Origin of the sequence: Blautia intestinalis, assembly GCF_014297355.1 — a bacterium.
GTDB classification, from domain to species: Bacteria; Bacillota; Clostridia; order Lachnospirales; family Lachnospiraceae; genus Blautia_A; species Blautia_A intestinalis.
The window spans coordinates 1-12,744 of record NZ_JACOQE010000009.1 but is presented as its reverse complement, the minus strand read 5'-3'; the positions used below and the strand labels follow the sequence as shown (position 1 = coordinate 12,744).

The 12,744-nt window shown below is 36.0% G+C and carries 12 protein-coding genes and 1 pseudogene; 7 read left to right on the top strand and 6 right to left on the bottom strand.

What is annotated here, in order from left to right; genetic code table 11:
* Positions 1–4: 4 nt before the first annotated feature.
* Positions 5–865: pseudogene (locus H8Z79_RS12710) on the top strand (CpaF family protein); the annotation flags it as partial.
* Positions 866–1,339: 474 nt separating this feature from the next.
* Here the strand turns inward: H8Z79_RS12710 and H8Z79_RS12705 are convergent.
* The 6 genes from H8Z79_RS12705 to H8Z79_RS12680 all read right to left on the bottom strand — a co-directional run bounded on the left by H8Z79_RS12705 (position 1,340) and on the right by H8Z79_RS12680 (position 6,697).
* Entirely contained in the window at positions 1,340–2,254 is a 915-nt protein-coding gene (locus H8Z79_RS12705; RefSeq protein ID WP_117592861.1) for a DUF6551 family protein, read from the bottom strand.
* A gap of 2 nt (positions 2,255–2,256) precedes the next feature.
* Entirely contained in the window at positions 2,257–3,177 is a 921-nt protein-coding gene (locus H8Z79_RS12700; protein WP_117592863.1) for a hypothetical protein, read from the bottom strand.
* Complete coding sequence (locus H8Z79_RS12695; RefSeq protein ID WP_044999283.1) at positions 3,164–3,580, bottom strand: hypothetical protein; 417 nt, start codon at positions 3,578–3,580, stop codon at positions 3,164–3,166. The genes H8Z79_RS12700 and H8Z79_RS12695 overlap by 14 nt, the downstream gene beginning before the upstream one ends.
* Positions 3,540–4,328, bottom strand: coding sequence for a hypothetical protein (locus H8Z79_RS12690; protein ID WP_055145192.1), 789 nt, complete (start codon positions 4,326–4,328; stop codon positions 3,540–3,542). Before H8Z79_RS12690 ends, H8Z79_RS12695 begins: the two co-directional genes overlap by 41 nt.
* On the bottom strand, positions 4,325–6,178 hold the full coding sequence (locus H8Z79_RS12685) for a recombinase family protein (RefSeq protein WP_118213163.1): 1,854 nt from the start codon (positions 6,176–6,178) through the stop codon (positions 4,325–4,327). Before H8Z79_RS12685 ends, H8Z79_RS12690 begins: the two co-directional genes overlap by 4 nt.
* A 129-nt stretch (positions 6,179–6,307) precedes the next feature.
* Positions 6,308–6,697 carry a helix-turn-helix domain-containing protein gene (locus H8Z79_RS12680; protein WP_008374249.1) on the bottom strand — a complete coding sequence of 130 codons (390 nt, stop codon included), beginning with the start codon at positions 6,695–6,697 and terminating at the stop codon, positions 6,308–6,310.
* Positions 6,698–6,922: 225 nt separating this feature from the next.
* Here H8Z79_RS12680 and H8Z79_RS12675 point away from each other — a divergent pair, with 225 nt between their 5' ends.
* The 6 genes from H8Z79_RS12675 to H8Z79_RS12650 form a co-directional block, all read left to right on the top strand.
* Positions 6,923–7,138, top strand: a complete 216-nt coding sequence (locus H8Z79_RS12675) for a hypothetical protein (RefSeq protein WP_013976761.1) — start codon at positions 6,923–6,925, stop codon at positions 7,136–7,138.
* 124 nt (positions 7,139–7,262) lie between these two features.
* Positions 7,263–7,583 (top strand): helix-turn-helix domain-containing protein, encoded by a 321-nt coding sequence (locus tag H8Z79_RS12670; RefSeq protein ID WP_013976760.1) that lies wholly within the window; start codon positions 7,263–7,265, stop codon positions 7,581–7,583.
* A 57-nt stretch (positions 7,584–7,640) separates the two neighbouring features.
* Positions 7,641–8,129, top strand: a complete 489-nt coding sequence (locus H8Z79_RS12665; protein WP_117649579.1) for a chemotaxis protein CheY — start codon at positions 7,641–7,643, stop codon at positions 8,127–8,129.
* A 110-nt stretch (positions 8,130–8,239) separates the two neighbouring features.
* The gene (locus H8Z79_RS12660) at positions 8,240–11,038 is read left to right on the top strand and encodes a DNA methyltransferase (RefSeq protein WP_117592868.1); all 2,799 of its coding nucleotides are present in this window, start codon (positions 8,240–8,242) and stop codon (positions 11,036–11,038) included.
* Positions 11,039–12,284: 1,246 nt separating this feature from the next.
* On the top strand, positions 12,285–12,452 hold the full coding sequence (locus tag H8Z79_RS12655; protein ID WP_015513594.1) for a transposon-encoded TnpW family protein: 168 nt from the start codon (positions 12,285–12,287) through the stop codon (positions 12,450–12,452).
* A gap of 76 nt (positions 12,453–12,528) precedes the next feature.
* Positions 12,529–12,744 (top strand): Type 1 glutamine amidotransferase-like domain-containing protein (locus H8Z79_RS12650; RefSeq protein WP_187002862.1); only part of this gene is annotated, 216 nt, incomplete at its 3' end.

Below are 12,744 nucleotides of genomic sequence, written 5' to 3'. Positions count from 1 at the left end.
GCAGATGAGCAGGGAACTATTTCAGGAACTTCGTGCACTTCTGATGGAGCGGCTGGATCTCGCAAGAGAGCTGAGTGACGAAGAAATCCTCGAGGAGATCGATGAGCTGATACTCGGGCGGATGCGGGAGTACTGTCTTTCGCTGAAAGAAAAGGTACAGCTTCGCCAGGAACTTTTTCATTCTGTTCGCAAACTGGATGTTCTGCAGGAACTGATCGAGGATGAGACAGTGACGGAGATCATGGTGAACGGACCGGATGCCATCTTTGTGGAGCGTGCCGGAAAACTGAAAAAATGGGATAAAACATTTACTTCCGGAGAAAAGCTGGAAGATGTCATTCAGCAGATCGTAGGTAAGTGCAACCGGGTGGTCAACGAATCAATGCCTATTGTGGATGCCCGTCTGGATAACGGTGCCAGAGTCAATGCGGTGATCCGCCCTGTGGCGCTCAACGGTCCGATTCTGACGATCAGGCGCTTTCCGGATACGCCGATCACGATGGAAAAACTGATTTCACTTGGAAGCCTGCCGCCGGAATGTGCAGAATTTCTTGCGGCACTTGTGCGTGCACGATATTCTATGGTCATCGGAGGCGGGACAGGAAGCGGCAAGACAACGTTTCTTGGCGCACTGTCCAATTATATTCCGCCGGATGAACGGCTGATCACGATCGAGGACAATGCAGAACTCAAGATACAGGGAATTGCCAATCTGGTGCGTCTTGAAGCAAAGATGGCTAACATGGAAGGTGCGACATCGATTACGATTCGTGACCTGATCAAGACTGCGCTTCGTATGAGACCGGATCGGATTATTGTCGGTGAGGTACGTGGCGGTGAAGCGGTCGATATGCTGCAGGCACTTATATGTACTATATAACAATTATATATATAACGTATATAAGGATGGAAAATATAGATTAGAGGGAAGGCATAGGAACGATATGAACATTAAGTATAGGTTATTGTGTAAAAGGTTAATAGAGGAAAGGAAGAGAGTAGGTGTCATTCAATATTATAATGTACTGTTCATAATGGAGTTATTGTCAGATAAAGACATATGGTTTTTAGAACAGTGGGTGAACGGTATAAATAACATATATATGAAGGATATACATAACTGGTGTAGAATGCATTTTGTTAAATATCACACTGTATTTGTTTACAGGAAAGAGTATCCGGTAAAAGCAAATATTTGGAATGGATATTCATATATAAGGTGGCGGATGGAGCGGATGATGAATTTGGAATAAGATAAAATAGTGCTTGCATGAAAGGGAGTCTTAGAGTAGGGTATTCTTTTGAAAGTATGGATAGAACGAAGGCTGAAGGCTCTGCGCTATTCGTTTGGCAGAGCCTGAGTATTGTCCTGATCCGTAGAAAATAAATCTAACTGACCTTCTGGAGTGGAACTTTGACCGGATTCATCTTCAGTTGATTGTTCTCTTTTTTTGGGTGTTTTATGAGTGTATAATTTCTCAAAAGGAAGTGAATACTTGGATTTTTTATTGTATTCTAGTAAAAGAGCTTCTGCAAACCCTAATGAACCGGCACGACGTTCTCTGGCAGTACGACTGATTTCTCTGACAGAGACACGTCCTACTTTTTCTTTAAATGTGTCATCTTTCATTGTTTCTCCATAAGCATTATCCAGACGGGCAATAGCATTAAGCATATTGGAGCTAAAGGACATAGGCGCGCCTTCCCATGTGGCAACGCAAAGGCGTAAAACACGATCAAGAGTGTGAAAACCATATTTTTCATAGATATTAATTAAAGTGGATACAGCACATATACCTCCGGGGCGAGAGGAAGAAGTAATAGAGAGATCATATGATTCAACAAGGTCACGAATAATAAGTTCTCTATCATTACCAGCTTCAATATTAGCCATGAATATTTCATAAGGTAGTAACGATTTGACATATTTCATCTGATTTGCAAAAATATCTGCTTCTTGAGTGTAAACAAGATCATCATAAACCATGCACCAGACAGGAGTTTCTCTTGATCCAGAGACGAGAGCGACAATTTCTATAGTGTGTTGTCCGTTGAACACATAATTTATCCCATCACGTCTACTTACTTTTACAGGGTTTATCTGATAAAGGTCAAAATTAGCTGCAGCACGCTGAACGTGTTTGATAGAAAGATTACGTTGGTAATCTTGATTTGAACATAAATTTTTAATAGGTATTTGCTCAAAATGCACTTGGGGAACAAACTTTTGTAAATCTTCGGTATTTCCATCCATAATTATATTTCCTCCAATTTTTTCAAAATATTATTTGTGGTTGATATTAGGCACATAAGCTGATATTTAAGCTTATATTTTGCTGTATCAGATGCAATTTTAAAATCTGAAACTTTTAATACTCTTTCGATAGAACTGTTCCATGAGGGAATCGTCAACGTAAGACTTGCAATTTCCGCATCTGGATCAAATTGTGGCAGATTGCGTATAGATGGAATAGAAACGGAAGATTCTTTCTTTAATATCGGTTTGGCGTAATTATTCCACAGTAATTCCCTTTTCATATCATGATAACTGAGATGTTCTATCTTTTCGGCAAGAAGGTAGTTATTTAGACTTAAAAGCTGCTCTTTTGATAATCCTGAAAGTTCAATAATATTAGCTTGGGAAATCCAAAGCTGACCAGAACGAACTCGTTTGACAAGATCCGGAACTTTTTCATCAATTATATCTAGTGCACTACTGTAAGCAGAATATTTGTAAACGGTAGCCATTGCTACATTACATTCTTCGGATATTTTTTTTGCTGCGATGCTTGCACCGGAAATATGAGATTTATTCGTAGATGAAAGTTGTCTTGAAACTAAAATTTTTTCAGCATCATATTTTTTCCCAATCAGGTATTTTTTATTGATATTGGTTAAATCCTCTCGTTTAAGTTGGTCAGTACATATCCATGAAATTACATCTTCTTTACTGGAAAAATGGAGTCTTTTTATTCGGAAAGGAATACTGTGTTTACGAAATAATTCATATGCTTCTATACCATTAATGACAATACCATTCCATGTGCAGATGGGGGTGTGATAGGAATGACATAATATCTGTTGCTCAAGTTGTTTATAATCTTTTTCACTGAGATATTGATACAAATTGGTGAATTCTAGTTTTGTTTTTAATGTATATATACTATAATTGCGCATACTCATCTCCCATTATTTCTGATTTGAATTCTGTTTGTGGCAGTTTTGTGATGATGTTATCCATGGAAAATAGAGCTATTTTCTTATCTGGGTAAATATTGCCTTCTAAACGAAAAATGTTAAATTTCTCCCAAGAAAGGTTAAGCTGGGAAAGTGAATATAGTAATTCTCGGCTGTACAATTCATAACTGTTACCATTGATGACAAAATAATCCTTAACTTTATGTGCCAATTTATCCTCTGCACAACTAGCCTTTATACCTATCATTTTTTGATCAGGATTAACAAGAAGTTGAATATATTCTGGGTTACCAATTTGACGGAGTGTATTGCGGTGGATTCGTATACGATTCTTTTTAAAGTCAATACATATTAGTGGATGGGAAGAGTGTTTGTTGTTCATAGGATTTTTCCTCACTTTCTGCTGTTGATGGTTCTTTTGCTTTTTCTATGGATTTATCAGTTGCCTTCTTCTTTTCTTGTATGTCAAATACTGCGTAGCCTTCAAATATATTGACTTGCATTGATTTCTGATGTTCTTCCACTGGAATACCGAATTGATTCTTCCATTCTTCAGGATAAGAAGGTGTCCTAGCAGTGGTTACAGTTCCATTGTCTTTTAGTGTACGAGGAAATATTTCAGGTGAAGTTAAATCGAAAATGAACAGTATTTCATTGCCAGAACGAATTAATTTGCCGAGAATCTTGTACCGATAATTAGGATTCCAATCCATGAGAGATATCACTTTAGCAAAGAAAATTCGACAGGTGATTTGTTTTGGCGAACGCTTTTTTCCAGAGGAACACCAACGAAAAGAGTCTTTTTCTTCTTCTCGACAGGGACGGACAGCCAGTTTTTTTTCAATGGGATTGACTAATATTTGCACATATTCGACATCGGGTAGCTTTTTTATGCAGGCGGTATTTACAGATACCTTGTAGTTATTAAACGTAAACGAAGGTTCGTAAATATGAGCGAAGAATTCGCCACGTACAACTTGATAACCGTCATAGCTGAAAGAATCATCGTCAATGACTTCCATTTGATTTGAGGGGCTGGGTGCGACTGTTATTGGCATAGGTGTGTTGATTTTCATCATATCAGAAGGTTCTGTAGTCATATTCCATTGATTTATAGGTTGCTCGCTCATTGGGTGTCTCCTTTAATTTCTGTAATAATATTCTTTATATTTTGTATAATGGTTTCTTTGGGAGTGGTTTGTAGCTCGGGTTCTTTATAAGGTTTACTTTCTGAAGCAGTTTGCCAGTTTTTGTCCACTGTAAATTCTGTTAATTCTGGCGCTTGAGACTGAGTATAGTAATTATTACCGAAGCTATTCATCCAGTCGGCAGGATAAGCTAACACACTCTTAGAATCAGATATTGTATCAGGCGTGTTGTTATTGGGGGCGGATACTTCGTTGGTACTTGTCGGGATTCGTATTTCTGTATCGTCCATGTTGAAAATAAGGACATTTTCATTGTCTTTTTGGTGGGCAACTCCTAATATTCTATATTTGCATTTTTTGTCCCACTTAAATATCTCGTATAATGTTGGCAAAAATGCAGCACCGGAAATTGGTTTTGGAATAAGTTGACCATCTTTGAGACGTGACCACTGCACTTTATTTTTTGTTTCAGAGGAACATGGTCGAATAGCAAGTAGTTTTGAGCTCGGGTGTATTAGCATTTCGACAAATTTTATGTTTGGAAATTTCCGTATAGCATCTTTGTTAAAAGAGATCTGTTTATATGAAAAAGAAACAGAAATCCGACCAACCGAGGAGAAAAATTGTCCTCTAGCAACTTCATAGTCTCTTAAATCGAAGGAACCGGCGGAAGCAGTAATTGTATCAGGTGCATTCATATTTGCCGGTTTAAGGACGCTTTGAGATGCTTCAAAGTAGTCTCTGGATTTAAATCCAGACCATCTTGGATTAATGCTTATAAATCCACTTAGAGAGCCTTCTTGTATCACATGTAATTCTGGTAAAATCTCTTTATTTCCATATTTCGCATTTGTAATTAATTTTTGAACAGCTATGAAATCATCTCGGGAGATAATAGCTTCATGATGTCCGACTTTTCTGTATTGATTACGGTCTTGATTGTTTTTCCTTGATTTATGGTCAAGATAATTCGGAGTCCATGTTTTTCTCGCCAGAACATCCCCACAATGGCGTTCATTTTGAAGGATTTGTAGTATGGTACTGGATGACCAGACATCATTATTCTTTTTTGTTTTACAACCGAGTTCTGTCAAAGAATCAGCAATTTGTTGAGTACTACTTCCATTAAGATACATATAAAAAATAAGCTGCACAATTTTAGCTTCATGTGGATTGATTACAAGATCTCCATTTTCGTCTTGGTCATATCCGAGCAGAGGAGGTGTAAGGAATATTCCCCGACGAAAACGCATTTCAATGGAAGAATTCATAATTTCACTTTTGGTATGACTTTCTTCCTGCGCAAGTGTTGACATGAATGACAGAATCATTTCGCTTTTGGGATCAAGAGTATTTAAATGCTCTGTTTCAAAAAATACACCGACGGGTGGACGGAGTGAAGAAAGCTCTCGTACATATCGGATACAGTCAACAACGTTTCTTGCAAATCGGGATACACTTTTTGTTATGATTAAATCAATTTTTCCGCCTTCACAATCTTCAATCATTTTTTTGAATGCATCTCTATGTTGAAGCGAAGTGCCGGAAATGCCTTCGTCGGCATATATTTCTACAAGCATCCAATTCGGATTTTTATTTACTACATCCTGATAATGATTTTTCTGTAATTCATATGAGGATGTTTGGCGTGGATCATCCGTAGATACCCTTGCATATACAGCTACTCGTAGTTTTTTTTCTGTTTTAAAAATATCCTCTGGTGGAAGTGCCGGAATTACTTCCAGTTCTTCTGGATCAATACCTTTGTATCTTTGCCGGATTCTGGCTTTCTGTTCATCAATATTACTGCTTCGTTCTTCACTTTCTTTCATCAATAGCGACATCCTTTATAGTTGATATAACTATCATAGAATTTTTGGATTGAAAAAGACATAAACCATCGGTTAAGTGATTAACGGATGGTTTATGTAGAAATAGATATTTGATTGTTATTGAATGATTTAATAATCATTCGGGTTATCAGCATCGTAATTGTGTTTTGAGGATAGATGCCAATCATTGATTCGTAAAATGTTTTTTATGGCTGAAAGAACCTCGAATATGTAACGTTTTTCAGTGCTGGTACAATCTGCCATTAATAAATCAATGTCAGTTTGATATTCCGTAGGATTGTATAACAAGTTCCCATAGAGTAATTCATCAATAGTAATTTCAAGTGCGTTGCTAATTTTGATTAAAGATTCTAAACTGGGTTTACGCTTGGCATTTTCAATATAGCTTATATAAACAGTAGAAAGATCAGCAATTTCAGCCAGCTCCTCGGCAGATAATCCTCGTTGTTTGCGGGTTTCTCTTATACGTTTGCCTATAAGTGCATAATTTATTTCCATGTCCTCACCTCCTTTCCATCACAACTTGACTTTCTTGTGTTGTAGATAGAAAAAATGGTGAGCTATACAACAGCAATTAGTTGTATAAAGAGAAGTATATCATATGTATATAGCAAAAAGAAGATTGTCGATTGATGGGAGAAAAAGGCGATAAGTTGTAATTGAACAACAGCGAAAAAAGGGTTATCATTTATGTATTAAAAATTATGTCTGGGAGGAAAATACATGGCAGATAAAGAGGAAATCAAAACACTGGAGGAATTAGAGGAAAAAGGAAGAGTACTGCGGGAGTACAAAGAAAAATTCCGGCAGATGTGCCAAGAGAATAAAATGATAAAGGGTTCGACAGTGCTGAAACTATATGATAAAATTGAAGAAATACAAAGAGAATATGAGCATTTAGATAATAAGCTGACATTAATGGAATACAACTTTATATAGTTCTATTTTTTTTGTTTTAATACTACTGTTTCCCTTAGTAAATACTTGTAAGATACATCTCTAATAATTTTGCGGATTTCTAGTTACAATTAAGGTAACTACTATCGGAAAGAGGTGTATTTACTTGCGTACAGAGGATTATATTGCGGACAATATTATAGCTTTATGTAAAAAACGTGATATGAGTAAATATCGGCTGTCACAATTGACTGGTATATCTCAATCTTCGATTGGAAAAATTATTGCTAAAGAAAGTTTACCAACTATGCCTACTGTAGAAAAGATATGTGATGCACTGGGAGTAACAATGGCACAATTCTTTGCCGGAATGGATGTTCCAGTAAGCTTATCAGAATCACAACAAGAGGTTCTGAATATTTGGAATAATCTTGATGAAAAAGAACAGAATGTAGTGATACAAATGCTCCGGGGACTTCAAAAATAAAGGAAACAGTTGTAACGAAAATGTTGACTGTTTCTTTTTTTATGGAGTTGAGAGATTATGGTGATTGAAAAGAAATATTATGATATTGCACAGCATGAATTGGAAGAAATGCAAAGAGAAATTAATGAAGAAAAAGCGCAAATGTCAGAAGAAGAGATACTAGAGGATAAAAAATGGCATGATGAACAATTGGAAACAATTATTAAAAAGGCAGAAGCTCATATGCGTCGTTTTAAGAAAGTTCCAGATCCTCAAAAAGTAGTGAAATTCACTTTTTTACAAAAAGATGCATTGGAAATTGCACGAAATATGCAGATGAATATAAAAACTGAGCGTAAAGAAGATGATTTATGGGGGACGATAGAAATGTCATTTAATAATATGTGGTTTTTAGATTCGGCTCCTAGTGAATGGAAAGATATTTGGAATAACTTGCTGAAAGAAGCTCAGAGAGTGTATATAGAAGCAAAAGATAACATGATCATGTATCAATATTATTATGATTTGGCGGTAGAAGTTCCTTGTGTGCAGACACAATACAAATAATGATATATGAATGCTGTTCTGTAATAATTTTATGATATACTGTGGATATGATATGTAAAAATAGTCGGAGAAAGATTTGTGAATGCACGATTATTTAGGAGGAAAAAAGCATGACAGATGCAGAACAAAGAGAGGCTGCCCGTCAATTTGTAAACCGATGGATGGGAAAAGGGAAAGAAGATGAAGATGGACGTTCTTATTGGATTGATTTATTGACGAATGTTTTGGGAATGGATAATGTGACAGAACGTTTGAACTTTGAAAAGAAAGTTGTAATTGATGGAAATACAAAACGTATTGATGTGTATATTCCTGAAACACGAGTAATTATTGAACAGAAGAGTCTTGGAAAAGCATTGGATCAGAAAATCAGGAATTCAGGAGATGTTGATCTTACTCCATTTGAACAGGCAGACAGATATAATGGAAAGCTGACTTTTGATGAAAGAGCTCGGTGGATTGTTACGTCAAATTTTGCTGAAATTTGGATTTATGATATGAACCAGAAACAGCCAGAACCGACAAAGATTGCTTTAGATGAATTACAAAGCAAATATCCATTGTTGGACTTCTTGGTGAAAAAGGAAGTAAAGACAATATCGCATGAAATGGAAGTATCAATAAAAGCAGGAGGTATTGTTGGGCTTATTTATGATGCGTTTTTAAAACAATATCGTATACCAGATATTAAGGAAAAGGATGAAACACTTGAGCAGAGAGAAAAAAGAGAGCATAAACTAAAGAGCCTGAATGCTTTATGTGTGCGAATTGTTTTTTGCTTGTATGCAGAAGATGCTGGTATTTTTGGAAAGAGAAATATGTTCCATGATTATTTGGAAACATATGAAGTAAAGGATTGCCGGAGAGCTATAATAGAATTATTTAAGATATTGGATACACCTGTATCAGAGCGAGACGAGTATTTAGAGGAAGAACTTGCTCAGTTCCCGTATGTAAATGGTGGGTTATTTGCTGATGAAACTATTGAGATACCACCTTTTACAGAGAAAATTAAAGAATTACTTCTTACAAAAGCGTCAGAAGATTTTGACTGGAGTGATATTTCTCCAACTATATTTGGAGCGGTATTTGAATCTACATTAAATCCTGAGACCAGACGTTCGGGAGGAATGCATTATACATCTATTGAAAATATTCATAAAGTTATTAGTCCTCTTTTTTTGGAAGATTTGCAGAAGGAATTTGATAGTATTAGAGCAATTCAAGTGAAGCGTACCAGAGATAAAAAATTGGAAGAATTCCAAAATAAATTGGCATCACTTACATTTTTTGATCCTGCGTGTGGTTCCGGAAATTTCCTTACAGAAACATACCTGTCGCTTCGTCGTTTGGAGAATGAGGTGATAAAGGAAAAAGTTGGCGGACAAATGACATTGGTAGAGGTAAATAATCCAATTAGAGTTTCTATTCAGCAATTTTATGGAATAGAGATTAACGATTTTGCAGTTACAGTTGCGAAAACGGCTTTATGGATTGCAGAATCTCAAATGTTGGAAGAAACGAAAAATATTGTGTATGGATTTAATGACGATTTTCTTCCTTTAAAGACATATGTAAATATTACAGAAGGAAATGCATTAAGAATTGATTGGAATGATGTAATTCCTGCAGAAAAATTATCGTTTATAATGGGAAATCCGCCATTTGTAGGAGCACGTTGGATGGCGTCGGAGCAGAAGGAAGATGTTGAGAAGATATTTGAAGGATGGAAGAGTATAGGAAATCTTGATTATGTTAGTTGCTGGTATAAAAAAGCGGCTGACTATATGGGAAATTATAATATCAGAGCAGCATTGGTATCAACTAATTCAATTACACAGGGAGAAAGTGTTTCGATTCTCTGGAAACCGCTTTTTGAATCAGGTGTACACATTGATTTTGCATACAGAACATTTATATGGGATAGTGAAGCGTCAATAAAAGCGCATGTTCATTGTGTAATTGTTGGCTTTAGCAGAGCTGTAAATAATAAGCAGAAAATAATTTATTCAGGTGAGAACGCAATTCCGGCGAATAATATTAATGGATATTTGCTTGATGCAGAAAATATATTCATTGAAAAAAGAATGAAACCATTGTGTAATGTTCCTGAAATAGCATTAGGTGGGCAAGCAATTGATGGTGGATTTTTAATATTGACGGAAGAGGAAAAGGAAGAGTTTTTGGAAAAAGAACCACAGGCTTCTCCGTTTTTTAGACATTATATGATGGGAAAAGATTTTATTGATCGAAAGCCGAGATATTGTATTTGGCTTGTTGGAGCTGATCCTGGATTATTAAAAAAATGTCCGATGATATTAGAACGAGTGAATAAAGTACGTGAATTTAGACTTAGTAGTACAAGAGCGAACACAAAAAAAGCGGCTGAGAATCCAACTTTATTTGCATCAATACTTGAACATAAAAATCAATATATTGCGATTCCCAAAGTTTCTTCTCAGAATCGTAGATATATTCCAATGGATTATTTAGATGGTGAAATTATTCCGGGAGACAAATTATTCACTATGCCCAATGCATCATTTTATGAATTTGGTGTATTGATGTCGAATGTTCACATGGCATGGATGCGAGCAGTGTGTGGAAGATTAAAAAGTGATTATAGTTATTCAAACACAATAGTGTATAACAATTTTCCGTGGCCTGTAGTAACGGAGAAGAATCGGGAACAAATTGAAAAATCGGCACAGGAAATTTTGAAAGCAAGAACATTATATCCTAGTAGTAATCTTGCGGCTTTATATGATCCTTTAACAATGCCAGCCGAGTTACGACGAGCACATACTGCAAATGATAAAGCTGTTATGGCTGCGTATGGCTTTAGTACAAAAATGACGGAAGCAGATTGTGTGGGAGAGTTGATGAAATTATACCAGAAAATGCAATGATAAAAGTTTATAGAGCTGTTTTTTGCTCAAAGTAAAATATTTGAAAACATAGAATATTCCAAATCCATAAAAGATGAATGAAAACCAATATGGGAATTTTACATGTGTTACAAAATTTGTAAAATTTTCATATTGGTTTTTTTGTAATCTGTAAAAATTATAAATTTGGATATCGAGTAAGGTTTCGGATTTTTGATTTTTATGTATTTTTCAATTTTGGATATGGCTCCGAAATTGGCAATTTTGCGGAAGTGTATCCACACTTCCTGTCCTTGCTATTTTTTAATCACATGGTGATTTCACAGGGATATAGGGCTGTTTAGCCTATTTTTTCTCCCTGTGCTGTGACCGAAGAAATTCGAGGAACCAATTATATATTTATGCTGAATGTGAGGAACTGGGGAGCACAATCCTCAGCAAGATTCCAACATCCGAAAAATGCCGTATTGCTAAAATAGCGATATGGTATTACCGGGGTGGATCTTGCTCTAATGTGTACAGTAACCTCGGCATAAATAGAAAGAATGGGTTTGGGGAATCCCCAGCAAGATAAAAACTTGATGAAAGAACATTTGTCGGAAAGACAATATTGTTAAACACAGGTGGATCTTGCTCTGGGGTAAGAAAGAAGTATCTTTATATTATCAAAATGATATTTGGAGTTTATGTTGTTGGAAAGTCGTAAGCAGGAAGATAACTTCAAGTTGTTGGTGCAAATATAATGAATAGAAGTGTCCGGTACATTTTTGGTGATGGGTATTTTGGTGGAATCCATTTTTATTTATTTTGAATAATAAAATTTTGAATTTGCAGCCGATTCTGCCTGCCGGACAATGTTTTTAGATATCTGTAAACGTCACGGACTGGAACTTGATGAAGAACCATCGTATGATGGAAGAAAGTATTTGGAAACACGATAGAAGCAAACGCTGTACTTATCGTCTTGTCTGGCAGGGAAGATTATTAGGCATTAACCAGAGAGATATCGGCAGAGAAAACAGAAGTGATAGACAATGATATTTGTTAGATATGCTTCTTGTCGTTGGCTGTATCATATTAAAACGCTTTTTACGTTAAAAAAGTGCTGTGATCACAAGGCTTTTTTCAAGCAAAAATGAAAAGGCTATATATAGGTAGCCTGTGAAACTGGAAGTGCCCATTTTGGGCCTGATTTAAAGAATAATGTTCTGACAGAGACCAATGGAATGACTCTCTGCTGGGGCTCCAAAAGAAAGGAAAAATGATTATGGAAAAAATGATGAATACAAAAACAGAGGGTAACACATTTACAAAGAAAATCGGGCAGACAGTCTATGTTGTCCGTTATCATTTCAATGAAAATGCAAAGGAAACAATGCAGGAGAAGATTAACCGGATGCTGGTTACAGAAGCAAGTCGACAGGCAGTATATTAAAATTAGGTGGATGTAATTGAAGAAAAAATATGATATCATGTGAGTAACAAATCGGTATTTATAAAGGAGAATATTGATGAAACTATTTTTATGTTCGCACTTTTCAAGTGTAGGAAGTCTGATAAAAGAAGAAATTGAAAATAAGAAAGTCGCATTTATTCCAACAGCTTCGTTGCGTGAAGGCTACACCGGTTATGTCGGCTCGGCTCGAAAATTATTCAAAAAGTTGGGAGCAATCGTAACTGAAATTGATATTTCAACGGAGGCTTATTCAACGATACAGTCTGTTTTT

Bases quoted from the DNA above. Each gene is read 5' to 3' on its own strand.
- H8Z79_RS12675 (WP_013976761.1), top strand. From the start codon at position 6,923: ATGGCAGATAAAGAGGAAATCAAAACACTGGAGGAATTAGAGGAAAAA.
- H8Z79_RS12705 (WP_117592861.1), bottom strand. From the start codon at position 2,254: ATGGATGGAAATACCGAAGATTTACAAAAGTTTGTTCCCCAAGTGCAT.
- H8Z79_RS12695 (WP_044999283.1), bottom strand. From the start codon at position 3,580: ATGAACAACAAACACTCTTCCCATCCACTAATATGTATTGACTTTAAA.
- H8Z79_RS12700 (WP_117592863.1), bottom strand. From the start codon at position 3,177: ATGCGCAATTATAGTATATATACATTAAAAACAAAACTAGAATTCACC.
- H8Z79_RS12665 (WP_117649579.1), top strand. From the start codon at position 7,641: ATGGTGATTGAAAAGAAATATTATGATATTGCACAGCATGAATTGGAA.
- H8Z79_RS12660 (WP_117592868.1), top strand. From the start codon at position 8,240: ATGACAGATGCAGAACAAAGAGAGGCTGCCCGTCAATTTGTAAACCGA.
- H8Z79_RS12655 (WP_015513594.1), top strand. From the start codon at position 12,285: ATGGAAAAAATGATGAATACAAAAACAGAGGGTAACACATTTACAAAG.
- H8Z79_RS12680 (WP_008374249.1), bottom strand. From the start codon at position 6,697: ATGGAAATAAATTATGCACTTATAGGCAAACGTATAAGAGAAACCCGC.
- H8Z79_RS12690 (WP_055145192.1), bottom strand. From the start codon at position 4,328: ATGAGCGAGCAACCTATAAATCAATGGAATATGACTACAGAACCTTCT.
- H8Z79_RS12685 (WP_118213163.1), bottom strand. From the start codon at position 6,178: ATGAAAGAAAGTGAAGAACGAAGCAGTAATATTGATGAACAGAAAGCC.